Here is a 16,878-nt window from a genome sequence, read left to right on the forward strand (position 1 = left end):
ACCCGCCTCCTTACAATTTATAACGATAATTGATCTGGAAGTTTCTCGGCGCACCCGGCGTGTAGCTATAATTGCCGCGGGTGTCTTTGGAGACCTCTTCCGCATAACGCATGTCGAAGACGTTATTGACGTTCAACTGAAGCTTATGATGCCCAAGGCTGTACCCCATCATCAGGTTCGACACCATTTGGTAACCGTCGTATTTCTCGGTGTTGGCGTCGTCGATGTAGTAACTTCCGAAGCCCAAAGCCTCAATCCGCGCCTGCAAGCCCTTGGCCTGATAACCGATGAAAACGTTGTACTGCTGCTCCGGAATGAAACGCACCTTGTTACCGGAATAATCGTTTCCGCCGTCTTCATACTGCAGATATTCATAATCCTGCAAAGCCAGATTCCCGCCGACGGCCACTGAGGCATTGAGGCGGTAAGACACGCTGAATTCCGCGCCGCGTTTACGGGTCTTACCCGCATTGACGTAATAGGTCACGTAATTGTCCTGCACCGAGACGATTTCATCGGTCAGATCGATTTGATAAAGCGCTACCGCGGTCGAGAAACGGCTACCGTCCAATTTATAACCTAATTCGTACTGCACCGCTGTCGAGGCTTTTAAGTCATTGGCCTGGTCATAGGATTGGTTGGCGCTCACTTCGCTGTCGGTGGGGGCCTGTTGCGCGCCGCTGACGGAAAAATAGGTTCGGCTGTTATCGGTCAACGCATAATTCACCGACGCTTTCGGCGCAAACAGGTCGTAACTGGCTTTATAGGAGTATTTCCCGCCGCCCGGCACATACTTCCCGGTCGAATAGCTGTAGGCGTAATATTCGTCTCCGGAAATGTCCATATTCAAATGGTCATAACGCAAACCCGCTTCCAAGGTCCATTTCTCGGCCGGAGAAAAGGTTTGCTGGAAATAGGCTCCACTCAACTGGCTGTTGGCGTCTTCCACCTGCGCCAAATCACCTTTCTGGTCCGACGTGACATTGATGATACGTCCGGACGGAATCGTCACCGTATCGGCGTAAGTGTATTTCTTACTGTTATCGCGAATGTCGCCCCGTACCGTGACCCCAAACACTTGACTGGCCGGCAGTCCGAACAAGGTATGACGATGGTTGAACATCAAATCGGTGCCCACCACATAATTGTCCTTGGAATCGTTGATGAAACCGGTGACCGGATGGAAATGCTCCCATTTATTGATGTAAAACTGTGGTTTGAAGCTGACACCGTTGCCCAAATCCGTTTTGTAACGGGTATTGAAAAACAGTGTTTTACTGTCACGTGCACTTTGCGTCCAGGCCGAGCCGGTATTGGCAGGATTATCTAAGGTTCGACCGTTTTGCTTATAGTATTCATAACCGTCCTGGTTCAAAGAACCCGGCAATTGCAGATTCGACTCCTGATAGCTCAACTCCGATTCTAAGGTACTGTCGTCGCTGAAAAAATGCCCTTGCTTGACGGAAAATTGTGTGGTGTCGAAATGGTTATGTTCACGCCAATTATTGTTGGATTGGCGGCGCGACAATTGCACCGAAAAATTATCGTCGGGCCCCGCCTGCCAAGTTTTGTGCAAAGCGGCATTGGCACTGCTTTCCGAACCACCGCCCAATTTGATGTAATCCTGCGAGGCATCGAACACCGATTGGGATCGGACCGAAATGACCCCGCCGCTGGCATTAGCCGCTTCAATCGACCCCGGCCCTTTAAACACCTCCACCGAGTCGATGTCGTCGATGTCCACAAAATCAAAACGGGTGAAACTGTCCGGGTCGGTCATCGGCACGCCGTCGCGCATCACCATGATTTCGCGCACCCCATAACGCGCCTTCAAACCGGCACCGCGGATAATCAAACGCGAATCGTAACCGCCGTTTTCGCTCACCGCGATGACGCCGGGCAGGGTTTTCACCACGTCGTTAATATTGCGCGCATTCTTGTCCTCGATCACTTTTCTCGGCACCACGTCCACGCTTTGCGACACATCCAAGGCCTGACGCTCTTCTTTCGACGCGGTGACGGTGATGCCGTCCAGAACAACTTCAGCAAAAGCCGGTAACGGCGCCCAAACCGCCGAGATCAATACAAAAAATGATATAGGGGAAAAGTGCCAATCTTTGGCACGAAAGACAATGGAAGGCCTCACAATTACGCTCCTGCTTCGTGACGTTTTGAAAGGCCAAAATATTAAGCGCACCGCCGAAAATGACAATGTGACAAATTGTCGCACCCAGCGACGGATTTGACTCGATAGACGGGGTTAACGGTTAAACAGATTCAATAGAACGGTCAGCACCAGGCTGATCAGAATCATGGAAGTAATGGGAATGAACACTCGACCGTTTTCGGTTTGGTGATCGATGTCGCCCGGCAATTTACCGAACCAACTGAACAACCCGGGGACAAAATGCCACAGCACGCCGATGACCAGCAATAAAGCGCCAACCATAATCAGCCACTTTGCCATCGGCACCTCCCGGGAGTTGATTATCTGAAAAACGCCCAGGCCTGGGCGTTTTCACACATTTTCTTACGCCGCTTTGATACCGGAATGACGCAACAAAGCATCAATTTGCGGTTCCCGGCCGCGGAAAGCTTTGAACAGCGTCATCGGATGCACCGAACCGCCGGCCGACAAAATGGTGTTGCGGAACTTCACGCCGATTTCCGGATTCAGCACGCCTTTTTCCTCAAACAGACTGAACGCATCGGACGACAAGACTTCCGCCCATTTGTAACTGAAGTAACCGGCCGCATAACCGCCCGCGAAAATATGGCTGAAGCTCTGCGGGAAACGATGATACGCCGGCGGTTGGATCACCGCCACTTCATCGCGCACCTGCTTGGCCAATGCCAAAATCGGCTGCGGCGCGTCCGGTTGATAATCGGCGTGGGCGAGGAAATCGAACAAGGCAAATTCCAACTGGCGCACCATCATCATCGCCGACTGGAAACCACGGCTTTGCTGCAAGGCCTCGAACAAATCGGACGGCAAGGTCTCGCCGCTGTCGATGTGCGCGGTGATTTCGTCGATGCCTTCCCGCTCCCAACAGAAGTTTTCCATAAACTGCGACGGCAACTCCACCGCATCCCACGGCACACCGTTGATGCCGGACACATCGAAATGCTCCATTTCCGTCAACATGTGATGCAGACCGTGGCCGAATTCGTGGAACAGGGTCGTGACTTCGTCGTGCGTCAAGCAGGCCGGTTTGTCGCCGACCGGCGGTGTGAAATTACACACCAGATAGGCCACCGGTGCCTGTAAATCGCCCTTCGGGTGACGCCACCGGCTGATGGCCGAATCCATCCAGGCCCCGCCGCGCTTGTTTTCACGCGCGTACAAGTCCAGATAAAAGGCCGCGATGGGCTCGCCGGTGGCATTCAAAATCTCGAAATAACGCACATCGTCGTGCCAGACCGGTACCTTTTGTTTTTCCACGACCTGCACATCGAACAAGGTTTGAGTGATTTTGAACAAACCGGCCAGCACTTTGGTGACCGGAAAATACGGGCGCAGTTTTTCCTGCGACAAGGACAGAGTGGCGTTTTTGAATTTTTCCGACGCATAGGTCACGTCCCAAGGCTGCAAGTCGTCGAGTCCGAGTTCACGACGGGCAAAATCCGCCAGCGTCGCCAATTCCTGCTCCGCTTGCGGTTTCGATTTGGCCGCGAGGTCACGCAAAAAACCGATGACCTGCTCGCTGGAATCGGCCATTTTGGTCGCCAACGACAGCTCGGCGTAATCGTTGAAGCCCAATAACTGGGCTTTTTCGTGACGCAACTGGAGAATCTTACGGATATTGTCGGAATTGTCGTATTGCGGATCGGCGGCCTGTTCGGAAGCGCGGGTGGCAAAAGCGCGATAGACTTCTTCGCGCAAATCGCGGTTATCGGCATGGGTCATCACCGCCAGATACGATGGAAAATCCAACGTCACCAACCAACCGGTTTGTTCTTTTTGCTGCGCCAATTGTTGCAGCAAGCCCAGCGCATTCTCCGGCAAACCGGCCAACTCGGCTTCGTCTTCCACCGATTTCGACCAGGCCTGGGTACTTTTCAAAACGTTGTTGCCGAACTGGCTGCTCAGTTGAGACAGTTCCTGAGACAAGCGTTTGTACTCCGCTTGTTTGTCTTTCGGCAAGTCGATGCCGGACAAACGGAAATCACGCAGGGCGTTTTCCACCACTTTTTTCTGCGCCAATGAATAGGATTCGAACGCTTCGGATTGGGCGACCTGCTCGAATTTTTTGAACAAACCTTGGTTTTGGCCCACTTGCGTGTAGTAATCGGTGATCTTTTCTAGACAACCGGTGTAAGCCGCGTGCCAGTCATCGCTGTTTTTCACCGCATCCAAGTGCCCGACCGGCCCCCAGACGCGTTCCAGACGATTGCTTAAGGCTTCCAAAGGCTCCACGAAGTTTTCCCAAGTAGGCGCGGTGGTGTCCTTTACCAACGCGTCGATGGCGTCCAAATTTTCCGCCAAAAGGGTTTCCACCGCCGGTTGAATGTGTTCCACGTGAAACGCTTGAAAGTCCGGCAATTGATCGATTTGCAATAATGGGTTCATAACAGGTCCGATGTTTTTTATAGAGAGCTTTGCATGAGTGGGGCGCGATAGAAAAATGAGATAAAATTTTTCTGAATTAGGCGGAAAACGAAGCTAATAGCGGGCTATTAACGAGTTTTTCAACGACATTCAGGGAAATTTTAGCCATTTTTATCCGTGCATCCATCTCATGCAAAGCTCTCTTATAGTTAAAATAGTTTACCGAATTATACAAGCCAGGAAACCGATGAAAAACCCTAATCCTCTTAATCCTTTCACCGGCATCATTCCGACCCCGTTATTTTTACCCTAGGCGTTAACCGGCTTCTATGCTAAATTTAGCGTAAAAGACACCCACTGAAATAACGTTGACGAATACAGAACGGATTTATGAAAACCTACCAAACCACTTTGACCTTCAACAGCCCGAACCGCGGCACCTTCAATATCACCCCGGACATCAATCAGGTGGTTGAGGAATCGGGGCTGAATGTCGGCTTGTGCCATGTGTTTTGCCAACACACCTCGGCGTCGTTGATCATCACCGAAAACGCCGACCCGACGGTCCGCGAAGACATCGAATACTGGATGCAAAAACACATTGTCGACGGCGATGCCAATTACCGCCACAATTACGAAGGCGACGACGACATGTCAGGCCACATCCGCACCCTTTTAACGGAAACCAGCCATACCATCCCAATCACCAACGGTCGGTTGAATATGGGCACCTGGCAAGGCCTTTTTTTATACGAACACCGTACCGGGCGTTTTAATCGCCAGGTGGTGGTCACGCTTCAGGGAGATTGAATACCATGATTAAGGAACCCGCCGTCAATACGACGCATTATGTGTTGAAAGTGACCGGAAAACACGGTTTGGTGTTTAAAACCAAACACAATGACAAAAATTATTTGAAAAAGGTTGCGGAACAGTTGCTGGAGCAGGAAGACGGCCATTTCACCGAATACGAAATCCACGCCAGCGACCACGCCAACTCGGAAATGACGCAACCGGAAAATCTCATCCATTACGTCAAACAGGATTTATAAAACAGCGTTATCTGGCCTGTTCGTAACCCATTTGCAGCATGCAGTCCTCATAGGACATTTGTCCGGACGTCTGACTGCGCAGATTGATTTGCGACACACCGTTTCGGTCGTCCCAAGCGCCCAGCGCTTCGCCTTTACAATAATTCATGTCATTGCGAAATTGGTCTTGGCTCTGCTCGGGCTTTTTCACAAACTGTTTATTACCGCAGGCGCTTAGTACCAATGCGGCCAAGCCAATTAAAATTATACGTTCCATAATAATTTTCCTTTTTATTTTAATGAATTATCAACTTTTATCATTTCCGGATGGCGTTGTCATTTGATACCGTGCGATGCGTTTCGACAAGGTATGCATGCGTTTGAACGCATCCACCAATTGCATTTCTAGGCGGAAAATCATCATCCGTTGCGCGTCGGCTTTCAGGTAACGTGCCTGGTGCTTCAAGGCTTCCTGAATCAGGTGGTCGATGGTCGATTTAACCGACAACACCAGCATGGCTTTGTCTTCGCTTTTTTCGGTGAGCGACAATAACGCATTGTCCACCCCTTTCCCAACTTCCTTGGCCAGGTTACCAAGCAGATTGGTCATGGTTTCGCTCGGTTTGAACTTGTTCTCGAAGGCCTTGTGCTTGGCCTGCACGATGCCGTTATCGATGGTTTCCACCATTGATTCGAGAATATTCACCACCGTAATCAATTTCAGATAACGGTTTTGCAAGGCTTCATCCAAGTCCGCTTCACTGATTTTACCCAGGTACAACAATATCTGATGCTGATAATTTTTCAGCCGCTCCACGTATTTGTCTTCAAAGGTCAATTTATCCAGCGTGATTGAATCGGCCTGTACGGCATGATTGAAAAGACTGTTCAAGCGTTGCCGGAAGCTGTCGATCTCCATTTCCACCGCATCCAAAGCCATGGTTGGGGCGGTCAAAAGCCCTTTGTCAAGAAACTTGGGTTTGATTTCACGCTGGTTGGTTTCGTCTTCCACCACCGGATACAGCTTATAGACCGCCCAGACAAACAACGGCACCATCGGCAGAAACAGCAATAAGGCGGAGAACTTAAAGATGGTGTTGGCGTTGGCGATTTCACGCGGGGTGTTTTCAGCCAAGGTTTCCATGGTGATGATGTCCGGCGTCACCGACGGCGAAATCGATACCGAAAGATACGCCAATACGGAAATAAACGGCAACCAGATCAACACCCCAAGCACATTGAAACCGACGTGAATCATCGCGGAACGCACCGCATCCCGCGATTTGCCGATGGCGGCCAACATCGCGGTCACACAAGTGCCGATATCCGCCCCCATCGACAAGGCGATGCCCGCCGGTAAGGTCAAAAAGCCGTTACTGGCCATGACAATCACGATCCCGATGGTCGCGGACGACGATTGCACCAGCGCGGTAAACACCAACCCGACCAGAATGCCATAAAACGGATTCTGCATTTCCACCATCAGATTCAAAAAGGGTTCGTAGCTGCGCAATGGGTACATGGCATCGCTCATAACGTTCATGCCGAAGAAAATCAAACCTAGCCCGAGAATCAATTCCCCCAAATGGCGGGTTCGACTCAGCTGGCCGACGAACTGAATCACAAACCCGACCGCAATCATCAATAACGCCAGATTGGTGATTTTAAACGCTACGATTTGCGCGGTGATGGTGGTCCCGAGGTTGGCTCCCATAATGACCCCAGCGGCCTGACTCACCGTCATCAATCCGGCGGAAACAAACCCCACCACCAAAACCGTCGTCACCGACGACGATTGAATCACCGCGGTGACCAAGGTTCCGGAAAGCGCGCCGGTCACCCGGTTGACGGTGAGTTTTTCCAGCAATTGTTTCATGCGTTCACCGGCCACCGCCAACAAGCCTTTAATCATCAAATCCAAACCGAACAGAAACAACGCCAACCCACCGAGCAACGACATGATCATGGTCGGCCAGTCCAGTTTCACAACGTAATCGTCCGCCGCCATAACCCAACCGGTCACACTGAGTAACAAGGTAAACAAAACCAGGGTTTTCAAATGTTGTCGGGCGTTCGAAGACAGTTCAATCGGGTTCATGACGCGGTTTTCCGGCTTGAAAACTCCAATCCTATCCGAATTTTCAGCAAAGTAAACCAACTTACGAAACCCCATTGAAAATTTTTTCTCCTGACAGGATTAAAATTGGCAGAAAAACCGCTAAAACATTGACTCGCTGGCGCTTTATGGTAACCTTTTCAGGTTATAAACTGCTTTTATAGTGAATCCGATTATTATGAATCTATTGGCCTTTAATCTTCCCATCGTGGTGCTCCTTCCCTTTTTCGGCGCCATTTTGGCGGCGTGGGCTTCCAAGCTGAACCGTCTGGCGGCGGCTTGGACCAGCGGCGGTGTTGCCCTCCTTTCATTGGCGTTTCTGATGCCATCGGCTTCCTTGCCGTTTCAAGGTGAAACCCTGATTCAAAGTTGGCCTTGGATTGATTCCATCGGACTGCACTTCGCTTTCCGCCTCGATGGCCTCGCCCTACTGTTTGCCTTATTGATTCTGATCATCGGGTTACTGGTCATCTTTTATGCCCGTTATTACCTCGCCGCCAAAGACTCCATGGGGCGCTTCTTCTCCTACCTGCTGATGTTCATGGGCTCCATGCTCGGGATAGTGCTGTCGGAAAACCTGATTCAATTGGTGGTATTCTGGGAATTGACGTCCATCACCTCTTTCCTGCTGATCAGTTATTGGCAGCAACGTAAAGACGCCCGTCAGGGCGCGCGCATGTCCTTAGCCATCACCGGCGGCGGCGGCTTGGCCTTGCTCGGGGGCGTATTATTGCTGGGGAACGTCGTCGGCAGCTACCAGCTGACCGACGTGTTGCAAGCTGGCGAAGTCATTCGTAACAGCCCTTTGTATTTGCCGATTTTGATATTGATTCTATTGGGTGTTTTCACCAAGTCGGCCCAATTTCCATTCCATTTCTGGTTGCCGCATGCCATGGCCGCACCGACCCCGGTATCGGCCTATTTGCACTCGGCCACCATGGTTAAAGCCGGGATTTTCCTTCTGGCGCGTTTTTTCCCGGTTTTATCGGGCACGCCGGAATGGTCCTGGTTGGTTGGCGGCGCCGGTTTGATCACCTTCCTGCTCGGCGGTTACACCGCCCTGTTCAAAAACGATTTAAAAGGTCTGCTGGCCTATTCCACCATCAGTCATCTGGGCCTGATTACCCTGTTATTCGGTTTCGGCACGCAATTGGCGGCCGTCGCGGCGATTTTCCACATCATCAACCACGCCACCTTTAAGGCCTCGTTGTTCATGGTGGCGGGCATTATCGACCACGAAGCCGGCACCCGCGATATGCGTAAACTCAACGGTCTGATTAAATACATGCCCCACACCGCCGCGCTGGCAATCATCGCTTCGGCCGCCATGGCCGGTGTGCCGCTGATGAACGGTTTCCTGAGTAAGGAAATGTTCTTCCAGCAGGCCGTGGAAATGTCGAATGCCGATTCCATGGCCTGGATGATTCCGGTACTGGTCACCATCGGTGGCGTTTTCTCGGTGGCCTACTCGATTCGATTCATTCACGATGTTTTCTTCAACGGCGAACCGATTGGTTTGACCAAAACGCCGCACGAACCGCCGCGTTTTATGAAAATTCCCGTCGATATTTTGGTTATTGTTTGTCTGGCCGTGGGGATTTTCCCGGCCTACACCGTCGCACCGATTCTGCAAGTGGCGGTCATGGGCACCTTGCAAACAGCGGCCCCAGCGTACAGTCTGGCCATCTGGCACGGCTTTAACTATCCGTTGATGATGAGCTTTATCGCCATGGCCGTCGGGGTGCTGGTGTATTTCCGCCGCGAGCGGTTCTTTGCCTTCTACAAACGTTATTTCCGCCGCATCAATGCCAAACGGTACTTCAACTTCTGGTTACAGAAATTATTCAATGCGTCGATTCGCGTTACCCGAAGCTTCGATAAAGGTTCCTTGCAGAACGCTTCGGCCTGGATTATCGGGGCCTCGCTGGTGATTGGGGCCTATGGTTTCCTGGCGTATCCGGGCGCCTTGCTCGGCGACCGGGCCTTGCTGCCACTGGACGGCGTGACCTTGGTGGTCGCCCTCGGCTTGATGATTATCAGCCTTCTCACCATGGTCTGGCACCGTCAACGGCTGTTGACTCTGATTGTCATCGGCGTCATCGGGCTGGTGATTTCGCTTGGATTTGTGAAATTCTCCGCGCCGGATTTGGCGTTGACGCAATTGTCGGTGGAAGTGGTGACCATTGTTCTGTTATTGCTGGCGTTGTATTTCCTACCGCAATACACCCCAAGACAAGCCAGCCGGATTCGTCTGTGGCGTGACGGTTTACTGGCGGCTTTTGCCGGTATCGGTGTCACCCTCTTTACCTTGTCGGTATTGACACGCGACTACAGCACCATCGCCGAATACTTCCTCGCCAACAGTGTCCCGGGCGGCGGCGGCACCAATGTGGTCAACGTCATACTGGTGGATTTCCGTGGCTTCGATACCTTGGGTGAAATCGTGGTATTGGCATTGGCAGGCCTGGGCGTTTTTGCCATGCTGGAAGGCATGAAACTGCCGGCTCCGAAAAACGATATCGAGGGCCGTTTGTGGAACACCGACAAGCATCCATTAATCATGCAAACCCTGACCCGCCTGCTCTTGCCACTGATGTTGCTGGTGGCAGTGTTTATCTTCCTGCGTGGTCACAACCTGCCGGGCGGCGGCTTTATCGCCGGTTTGATCGCCTCGGTGGCGCTGATCGTCCAATACCTCGCCAACGGCATTCAATGGACCAGCCAGCGCATCAAGGTGGACATGCATTGGTCCATTGGCGTCGGATTGTTGATCGCGATTTCCACCGGCTTGGTGGCGATGGGGCTGGGTTATCCGTTCCTGACATCCGCCTTCACGCATCTGCATTGGCCAGTGGTTGGTGAATTCGAAGTGGCCAGTGCCATTGCGTTTGACCTGGGCGTTTTCCTGGTCGTCGTCGGCGCCACGGTCATGAGCCTGGTGCAACTCGGTAAACTCAGTTACGCCTCGCATCATCCGAATGATCCAACGGCGAATCCCGCCAGTCAGGAGGTGAAATAATGGAAATTCTCGTGGCTTTGGTCATTGGTGTTTTGACCGCCAGCGGCGTCTTTTTGACCCTCCGCGCCCGGACCTTTCCGGTGGTATTGGGCATCACTTTGCTGTCTTATGCGGTGAATGTCTTCCTGTTCACCATGGGCCGTTTGACCATCGGTTTACCGGCCGTCATCGACCCGGAACAAGGCGGTTATACCGACCCGTTACCGCAGGCGTTGGTGCTGACCGCGATCGTTATCGCCTTCGGGATGACCGCCTTTTTGATTGTTTTATCCCTCAAAGCCCGCGCCGAATTGGGCAACGACCATGTCGACGGTCTGCATTTGGCGCCGGACGAAGATTCTCTGGAAAATACCGTGCCACCGAAACTGCATAAAAACAGTTCTGCTTCCCCTAACCAGGAGGACGGAACGCCATGATGCCTTTAACGATTTATCCGCTGCTGTTACCATTGATTGGCGGCGTGCTGCTTTTATTGGCGCGTTTCGGCGGCCTCAAATTGCAACGCGCCTTAAGCTTCCTGTTGACGTCAGGCCTGGTGTTTATTGCGGTTTTGTTGTTGCAAACCGCCATGGACAACTCGCCTCAGGTTTATGCTTTAGGAAACTGGGTGGCGCCTTACGGTATCGTGCTGGTGCTGGATCAATTGTCCGCCCTGATGGTGTTGATGACGTCGGTTCTTGCCATCGGCGCCCTTTGGTATGCGATGAGCACGGGAATGGACGCCAAAGGCTCGCATTTCCATGTATTGTTCCAGATTCAGTTGTTCGGTCTGAACGGCGCTTTCATGACCGGCGACGTCTTCAACCTGTTCGTCTTCTTTGAAGTCTTGTTGCTAGCTTCCTATGGATTGATGTTGCACGGCAGCGGCCGTCTCCGCACCAAAGCCGGCTTGCAGTATGTGGTCATCAACCTGATCGGTTCCACCTTATTCCTGTTCGCGGTCGGCGCGCTTTACGGCATTCTCGGCACTTTGAACATTGCCGATATGGCGGTGAAAGTGTCGCAATTGCCGGAAAGCGAACACGCGGTAGTCGCCGCCGCCGGTTTGTTACTCTTGTTGGTTTTCGGCATCAAAGCGGCGATTTTCCCGTTGTATCTGTGGTTGCCGCAGGCTTACGCCAATGCCTCGGCGCCGGTCGCCGCCCTTTTTGCGATTATGACCAAGGTGGGGCTTTATGCGATTATCCGCGTGCACGGCACCGTTTTCGGGGAAACCGCACAGGATTTGGCTTTCTATTACATTCCTTGGATATTGGGCTTCGGGCTGGTCACCATGCTGCTCGCCGCCTTGGGGGTCATGGCTTCCCGCGGTTTGCGCGAACAAGTGGCTTATCTGGTGTTGACCTCGGTGGCCACATTATTGATCGGGATCGGTTTGAACAGCGAAGCCGGCCTTTCCGCCACTTTGTATTATCTGATTCATTCCACACTGATGGCCGGTGGTTTCTTCTTGCTGGCGGATATGATTGCCCGCGGACGTGGCCATTTCGATGACCGTTTCGATTCCGGCCCAGTCATGCACCGTGCCGTCTTGCTGGGCGGTACTTTCATGTTCGTCGCCGTCGCCATGACCGGCGTGCCGCCGTTATCCGGTTTCTTCGGGAAAGTCTTGATTCTGTCGGCGGCGCTGACATCCGATTGGTTCGGCTGGATTCTGGCCACGGTACTGGTTTCCGGTTTACTGATGATCATCGCCTTGGCGCGCTCCGGTTCCCTGCTGTTCTATCACACCCAACCACACATCGAATCGGACGGCGAACGTTGTAACCGTAACGCTTATGTCGCGGTCGCCTTTTTATTGGCCGTCAGTCCGCTGTTGGTGATTTTCGCCACGCCGGTGACGGCTTTGACCGACGCAATCGCCCAGCAGTTGCAGCAACCGATGCTGTATATCGAAACGGTGCTCAGCACCCCAGCGGTGACAGGATAGGGAGAAGAGACAATGCGATTGAAAACACTATTGCCCCATCCGGTATTGAGCCTGTTCTTATGGCTAATCTGGTTATTATTGAACAATAATTTCAGCGCCGGACACATGGTGCTCGGCTTGGTGCTGGCCTTGGTCATTCCGATGATCACGGCGGTTTTTTGGCAGGAAAAAGTCTGTTTGAGCCGTCCCTGGACCCAATTGCGGTTTTTCGGCCTTGTGCTGTGGGACATTTTGGTGGCCAACGTGGCGGTCGCCAAACTGATTCTGGGGCCGAAAGACCATTTGCAACCGGGGTTCATCACCATCGATCTGGACATCCAACATCCGCTTGGGATCAGCTTTCTGGCCAATACCATTTCCCTGACGCCGGGCACGGTTTCCTGCGATTTGTCGGAAGACCGCAAGCAATTGCTGGTACACGCGCTGCATGTCGAAGACCCGGCCGAAACCATTCAGGAAATCAAACAACGCTATGAGAGACCGTTAATGGAGATTTTTGAGTCATGTTAGAAACCGTTTTGGAAATCGCTTTCGTCATGGTGAGTCTGGCGTTGGTGTTGAGTTTTTACCGATTATTGAAAGGACCGGACATTCCCGACCGTATTCTGGCGTTGGACACGCTGTACATCAATTCCATCGCTTTATTGATTCTGTTCGGATTGTATCTGGGCAGTCCACTGTATTTCGAAGCGGCGCTCTTGATTGCGGTGATGGGATTCGTCGGCACCGTCGCCTTAAGCAAATACCTGCTTCGTGGCGACATCATGGAATAAGGTGAGCATCATGTTGGAATATCTTTTAGCCGCGCTGATTCTCATCGGCGCTTTCTTCACGCTGGTGGGCTCCATCGGGCTGTTCAAACTGCCGGATTTCTTCATGCGTCTGCATGGACCGACCAAAGCCACCACTTTGGGCGTGGGCGCGATTTTATTGGCCTCGGCGCTGTATTTCAGCCTGGATAAGGACGGCGTGAGCCTGCACGAAATCCTGGTGACCTTCTTTTTGTTCATCACCGCGCCGGTCAGCGCGCATTTGATGGCCAAAGCGGCTTTACACATCAAAATCAAACAGATCGACAAAACCCGAAACCGTATCGATTGAAACGCTTTTCATGGAATTACATTAATAAAAAACGCCCAGGCCTGGGCGTTTCTTGTATTTGAATAACGTTATTTAACGTTTTCCGGCACTTTGACGCCGTGGAAAATCGCATAGAGTACCGGCACGAACAATAACGTCAGAACGGTCGCGAACGCCAAACCGGCCATGATCGCCACCGCCATGGCAACGAAAAACGCATCCGACAACAGTGGAATCATCCCCAGCACCGTGGTCAAAGCGCCCATACTCACCGGACGGGTTCTCGACAAAACCGAATGGATGACGGCATCGAATTTTTCACGCCCTAGCGACAATTCCAAATTGATTTCATCAATCAGAACAATCGAGTTTTTGATCAACATCCCCGACAGACTGAGGAAACCCAGTAGGGCCATGAAATCGAAAGGCTGGTCGGCAATATACAAACCAAAACCGACCCCGACCAACGCCAAAGGCACCGTCAACCAGATAATCAACGGTTCGCGAATCGAGTTGAACAAGGCAATGACAATCAAAATCATCAATATCAGGAACATCGGAATCGACGCCATCAAACCGGCTTTGGCATCGTTCGACGATTTGAATTCGCCTTCCCATTCCAGGTGATACCCTTCCGGCAACGGCAACGCTTCAATCGGTTCGCGTACTTTTTTGAAAATGGAACTTTTCAAAGCGCCGATGGCCGGATCGCACATCACTTTATAAATCCGTTTTCGGTTTTTTCGATGCGAAGCGGCGTCGACAAATTCGACTTTGATGTCTTTGACCACCTGATTGATCGGCACGTATTTACGCGCCCCGCTGCTCCAAACCTGAATATTGTTCAGCTGGTCGATATCAGAACGGTCTTTCTCGTCGCTTCTGATAACCATAGGGATCATTTCATCCTTTTCACGATAATGACCCACGGTTAAACCTTTAAACGTGATGTCTAGCGTCTGATTGAAGTCCTCGCGGCTCACTCCCAGTTCACGGGCACGCACTTCGTCAAATACCGGAATGACTTCCTTAACCCGTTCACGCCATTCGGAACGGATGGCGGTGGCGCCGTTTTCACGCATGATGTCTTCGATTTGATGGCCAATGTGGCGAAGAGTATCGGCATTTTCGCCGTAAATGACCGCTTCCACCGCCGGTTTGGTCGGCCCGAGCGCGAAGGCTTCCGGCCGCGGCAAAACCGATGGATAATGCGCTTCAACATAGTCGTAATATTTTTTCATCAACGCCGGAATGGTCTGATAATCTTTGACGGTGATGACCATGTAAGCGTAAGCGGACGGGTCTTTTTCCGGCGAATAGGTCAATAGGAATCTCGGCGCGCCACTGCCGACGAAGGTGGACACATCTTTGATTTCGTCGTCTTTCAGCAGAACTTGCTCGAATTCATGACTGACTTCACTGACCACACGGATATCGGTCCCTTCCGGAAAATACATGTGGAACATGAACTGATCTCGGGTGGAAGACGGAAAAAAACTGTCCTTGAGTTGCGCAAACGCCAGAAAGGAACTGTAAAGCAGCCCCAGCATCACCACAACAGTGATCCAACGATGTTTGAGAAGGACGATCAGCACCGATTTCAAACTGCGATAAAAGCGGCTCGCGAAAGGGTCGCCTTGCTGTTCCGAAACCTTGATGAACATCACACCCAATAACGGCACCACGGTAATCGCCACCAACCAGCTCAGCAATAACGAATATAGAATCACGTAAAACAACGAACGGGTGTATTCCCCCGTGCTGTCTTGAGACAGGCCGATGGCGCCGAACGCCAGAATCGCCACGGAGGTGGCACCCAATAACGGCCAAAGATTTTGTTTGACCACTTCCCGCGCCGCTTGAACCCGTTCCATTCCTTTTTGAATTCGCACCAACATGCCGTCAATAATGACGATGGCGTTATCGACCAACATCCCCAAAGCGATGATTAACGCCCCCAAGGAAATCCGTTCCAGCAGAATGCCCTGGGTTTTCATCAGAATAAAGGTGGCCATCACCGTCACGAACAAGGCCGTTCCGATAATCAAAGCGCTGCGGAAGCCCATGAAAATCACCAGCACCGCCACCACGATCAAGACCGCTTCAATCAGGTTGATAATGAACGCATTGATGGATTCGGTCACTCTGTCGGATTGCATGGAAATGGCGTTCAATTCGATACCGACCGGAATCTGAGTTTCGATTTCCGCCAGGCGTGCTTCAATGGCTTCGCCCATCTTGACGACATTACCACCCTGCACCGTCGAAATTCCCAAAACAATTGCCGGAAAGCCGTTATAGCGAATCATCTCGCTCGGCGGATCTTCATAACCGCGGTAGATATTGGCGATATCTTTGAGGTAAATCAGATTGGTTCGACCGTCCGAACCACTCGAATGAGAACCGATGACCAGGTTTTTAATGTCTTCAATGGCATCGACTTTACCGGTGGGGTTCAAGGTAATGTATTCCGGACCGACCTTTACCGCCCCGGCCGACAAAATGGTGTTTTTGTTGTGCAGATTATCGACGATTTCATCAATGCCGATTCCCAACGACACCATTTGGCTGCGATCCAATTGGATGTAAATGGTTTCATCCTGAACGCCGGTCATTTCGACTTTGGCGACGTCCGGCACCAGCAACAATTCCTTACGCAACAGTTTGGCGTATTCCTTGATTTCCGCGTAAGAAAAGCCGTCCCCGGTCATGGCAAATAAAATACCGTAGACATCCCCGTAATCGTCTTTGACGATGGGTTTCGACACGCCGGGCGGCAAACTCGGCGTGATATCGTTCACTTTGGAACGTAATTTCTGCCAGATTAGCGGTAAATCCTTTTTACCGTATTTATCTTTCATCTGAACGGTAATCACAGAGGAACCGCGTTTATTGAGCGAGCGGATTTCTTTGACTTCGCCCAGTTCCTGAATTTTGGTTTCCAATTTGTCGGAGACTTCTTCCGCAACTTGTTGAGCCGACGCGCCAGGATAGAAAGTGATGATCACCGCTTCTTTGATGGTGAATTCCGGATCTTCCAAACGGCCCATGTTTTCGTAGGAAAATAAACCGCCGACAATCACAAAAAGCGTCAAAATCAGGGTGACGGTTCTTTTTCGAATGGCGTATTCCGCGATATTCATAACCGTCTCC

Annotated in this window: 14 protein-coding genes; 8 read left to right on the plus strand and 6 right to left on the minus strand. The window is 51.7% G+C overall.

The window, feature by feature from the left end:
- Positions 1-10: 10 nt before the first annotated feature.
- The 3 genes from AYJ59_RS00195 to AYJ59_RS00205 form a co-directional block, all read right to left on the minus strand.
- Positions 11-2,146 carry a TonB-dependent receptor gene (locus tag AYJ59_RS00195; RefSeq protein WP_127118954.1) on the minus strand — a complete coding sequence of 712 codons (2,136 nt, stop codon included), beginning with the start codon at positions 2,144-2,146 and terminating at the stop codon, positions 11-13.
- 114 nt (positions 2,147-2,260) lie between these two features.
- Positions 2,261-2,467 (minus strand): DUF2905 domain-containing protein, encoded by a 207-nt coding sequence (locus tag AYJ59_RS00200; RefSeq protein WP_029939321.1) that lies wholly within the window; start codon positions 2,465-2,467, stop codon positions 2,261-2,263.
- 63 nt (positions 2,468-2,530) lie between these two features.
- A complete protein-coding gene (locus tag AYJ59_RS00205) occupies positions 2,531-4,570 on the minus strand; it encodes a M3 family metallopeptidase (protein ID WP_127118955.1) in 2,040 nt (679 codons plus the stop codon).
- A gap of 369 nt (positions 4,571-4,939) precedes the next feature.
- Between AYJ59_RS00205 and AYJ59_RS00210 the strand changes: the two genes are divergently transcribed.
- Positions 4,940-5,359 carry a secondary thiamine-phosphate synthase enzyme YjbQ gene (locus tag AYJ59_RS00210; RefSeq protein ID WP_127118956.1) on the plus strand — a complete coding sequence of 140 codons (420 nt, stop codon included), beginning with the start codon at positions 4,940-4,942 and terminating at the stop codon, positions 5,357-5,359.
- 5 nt (positions 5,360-5,364) lie between these two features.
- Positions 5,365-5,601: a hypothetical protein gene (locus AYJ59_RS00215; RefSeq protein ID WP_127118957.1), complete on the plus strand. Its 237-nt coding sequence runs from the start codon at positions 5,365-5,367 to the stop codon at positions 5,599-5,601.
- Positions 5,602-5,608: 7 nt separating this feature from the next.
- On the opposite strand, the gene AYJ59_RS00220 is transcribed toward AYJ59_RS00215, so the two are convergent.
- Both AYJ59_RS00220 and AYJ59_RS00225 read right to left on the minus strand, forming a co-directional pair.
- The gene (locus AYJ59_RS00220; RefSeq protein ID WP_127118958.1) at positions 5,609-5,857 is read right to left on the minus strand and encodes a hypothetical protein; all 249 of its coding nucleotides are present in this window, start codon (positions 5,855-5,857) and stop codon (positions 5,609-5,611) included.
- 30 nt (positions 5,858-5,887) lie between these two features.
- The gene (locus AYJ59_RS00225) at positions 5,888-7,678 is read right to left on the minus strand and encodes a Na/Pi cotransporter family protein (protein WP_051673604.1); all 1,791 of its coding nucleotides are present in this window, start codon (positions 7,676-7,678) and stop codon (positions 5,888-5,890) included.
- 196 nt (positions 7,679-7,874) lie between these two features.
- Here AYJ59_RS00225 and AYJ59_RS00230 point away from each other — a divergent pair, with 196 nt between their 5' ends.
- The 6 genes from AYJ59_RS00230 to AYJ59_RS00255 are packed head-to-tail and all read left to right on the plus strand — an operon-like array spanning position 7,875 to position 13,746.
- Positions 7,875-10,715, plus strand: a complete 2,841-nt coding sequence (locus tag AYJ59_RS00230) for a monovalent cation/H+ antiporter subunit A (RefSeq protein WP_127118959.1) — start codon at positions 7,875-7,877, stop codon at positions 10,713-10,715.
- The gene (locus tag AYJ59_RS00235) at positions 10,715-11,131 is read left to right on the plus strand and encodes a Na+/H+ antiporter subunit C (protein WP_127118960.1); all 417 of its coding nucleotides are present in this window, start codon (positions 10,715-10,717) and stop codon (positions 11,129-11,131) included. The genes AYJ59_RS00230 and AYJ59_RS00235 overlap by 1 nt, the downstream gene beginning before the upstream one ends.
- Positions 11,128-12,645, plus strand: a complete 1,518-nt coding sequence (locus AYJ59_RS00240; RefSeq protein ID WP_127118961.1) for a monovalent cation/H+ antiporter subunit D — start codon at positions 11,128-11,130, stop codon at positions 12,643-12,645. The genes AYJ59_RS00235 and AYJ59_RS00240 overlap by 4 nt, the downstream gene beginning before the upstream one ends.
- Positions 12,646-12,657: 12 nt before the next feature.
- Complete coding sequence (locus AYJ59_RS00245; protein ID WP_127118962.1) at positions 12,658-13,155, plus strand: Na+/H+ antiporter subunit E; 498 nt, start codon at positions 12,658-12,660, stop codon at positions 13,153-13,155.
- On the plus strand, positions 13,149-13,418 hold the full coding sequence (locus AYJ59_RS00250) for a K+/H+ antiporter subunit F (RefSeq protein ID WP_029939302.1): 270 nt from the start codon (positions 13,149-13,151) through the stop codon (positions 13,416-13,418). Before AYJ59_RS00245 ends, AYJ59_RS00250 begins: the two co-directional genes overlap by 7 nt.
- A 10-nt stretch (positions 13,419-13,428) precedes the next feature.
- Positions 13,429-13,746, plus strand: coding sequence for a Na+/H+ antiporter subunit G (locus AYJ59_RS00255; protein WP_068650071.1), 318 nt, complete (start codon positions 13,429-13,431; stop codon positions 13,744-13,746).
- A gap of 68 nt (positions 13,747-13,814) precedes the next feature.
- On the opposite strand, the gene AYJ59_RS00260 is transcribed toward AYJ59_RS00255, so the two are convergent.
- Positions 13,815-16,868 (minus strand): efflux RND transporter permease subunit, encoded by a 3,054-nt coding sequence (locus tag AYJ59_RS00260; protein WP_127118963.1) that lies wholly within the window; start codon positions 16,866-16,868, stop codon positions 13,815-13,817.
- Between the last annotated feature and the right edge of the window lie 10 nt (positions 16,869-16,878).

This window comes from Thiomicrospira sp. S5, assembly GCF_003991075.1.
Classification (GTDB): domain Bacteria; phylum Pseudomonadota; class Gammaproteobacteria; order Thiomicrospirales; family Thiomicrospiraceae; genus Hydrogenovibrio; species Hydrogenovibrio thermophilus.

Excerpts from the sequence above, each read along its gene's own strand:
- AYJ59_RS00230 (WP_127118959.1), top strand. The coding sequence starts at position 7,875 with ATGAATCTATTGGCCTTTAATCTTCCCATCGTGGTGCTCCTTCCCTTT.
- AYJ59_RS00205 (WP_127118955.1), bottom strand. The coding sequence starts at position 4,570 with ATGAACCCATTATTGCAAATCGATCAATTGCCGGACTTTCAAGCGTTT.
- AYJ59_RS00220 (WP_127118958.1), bottom strand. The coding sequence starts at position 5,857 with ATGGAACGTATAATTTTAATTGGCTTGGCCGCATTGGTACTAAGCGCC.
- AYJ59_RS00250 (WP_029939302.1), top strand. The coding sequence starts at position 13,149 with ATGTTAGAAACCGTTTTGGAAATCGCTTTCGTCATGGTGAGTCTGGCG.
- AYJ59_RS00240 (WP_127118961.1), top strand. The coding sequence starts at position 11,128 with ATGATGCCTTTAACGATTTATCCGCTGCTGTTACCATTGATTGGCGGC.
- AYJ59_RS00200 (WP_029939321.1), bottom strand. The coding sequence starts at position 2,467 with ATGGCAAAGTGGCTGATTATGGTTGGCGCTTTATTGCTGGTCATCGGC.
- AYJ59_RS00235 (WP_127118960.1), top strand. The coding sequence starts at position 10,715 with ATGGAAATTCTCGTGGCTTTGGTCATTGGTGTTTTGACCGCCAGCGGC.
- AYJ59_RS00245 (WP_127118962.1), top strand. The coding sequence starts at position 12,658 with ATGCGATTGAAAACACTATTGCCCCATCCGGTATTGAGCCTGTTCTTA.
- AYJ59_RS00210 (WP_127118956.1), top strand. The coding sequence starts at position 4,940 with ATGAAAACCTACCAAACCACTTTGACCTTCAACAGCCCGAACCGCGGC.
- AYJ59_RS00255 (WP_068650071.1), top strand. The coding sequence starts at position 13,429 with ATGTTGGAATATCTTTTAGCCGCGCTGATTCTCATCGGCGCTTTCTTC.
- AYJ59_RS00225 (WP_051673604.1), bottom strand. The coding sequence starts at position 7,678 with ATGAACCCGATTGAACTGTCTTCGAACGCCCGACAACATTTGAAAACC.
- AYJ59_RS00260 (WP_127118963.1), bottom strand. The coding sequence starts at position 16,868 with ATGAATATCGCGGAATACGCCATTCGAAAAAGAACCGTCACCCTGATT.
- AYJ59_RS00215 (WP_127118957.1), top strand. The coding sequence starts at position 5,365 with ATGATTAAGGAACCCGCCGTCAATACGACGCATTATGTGTTGAAAGTG.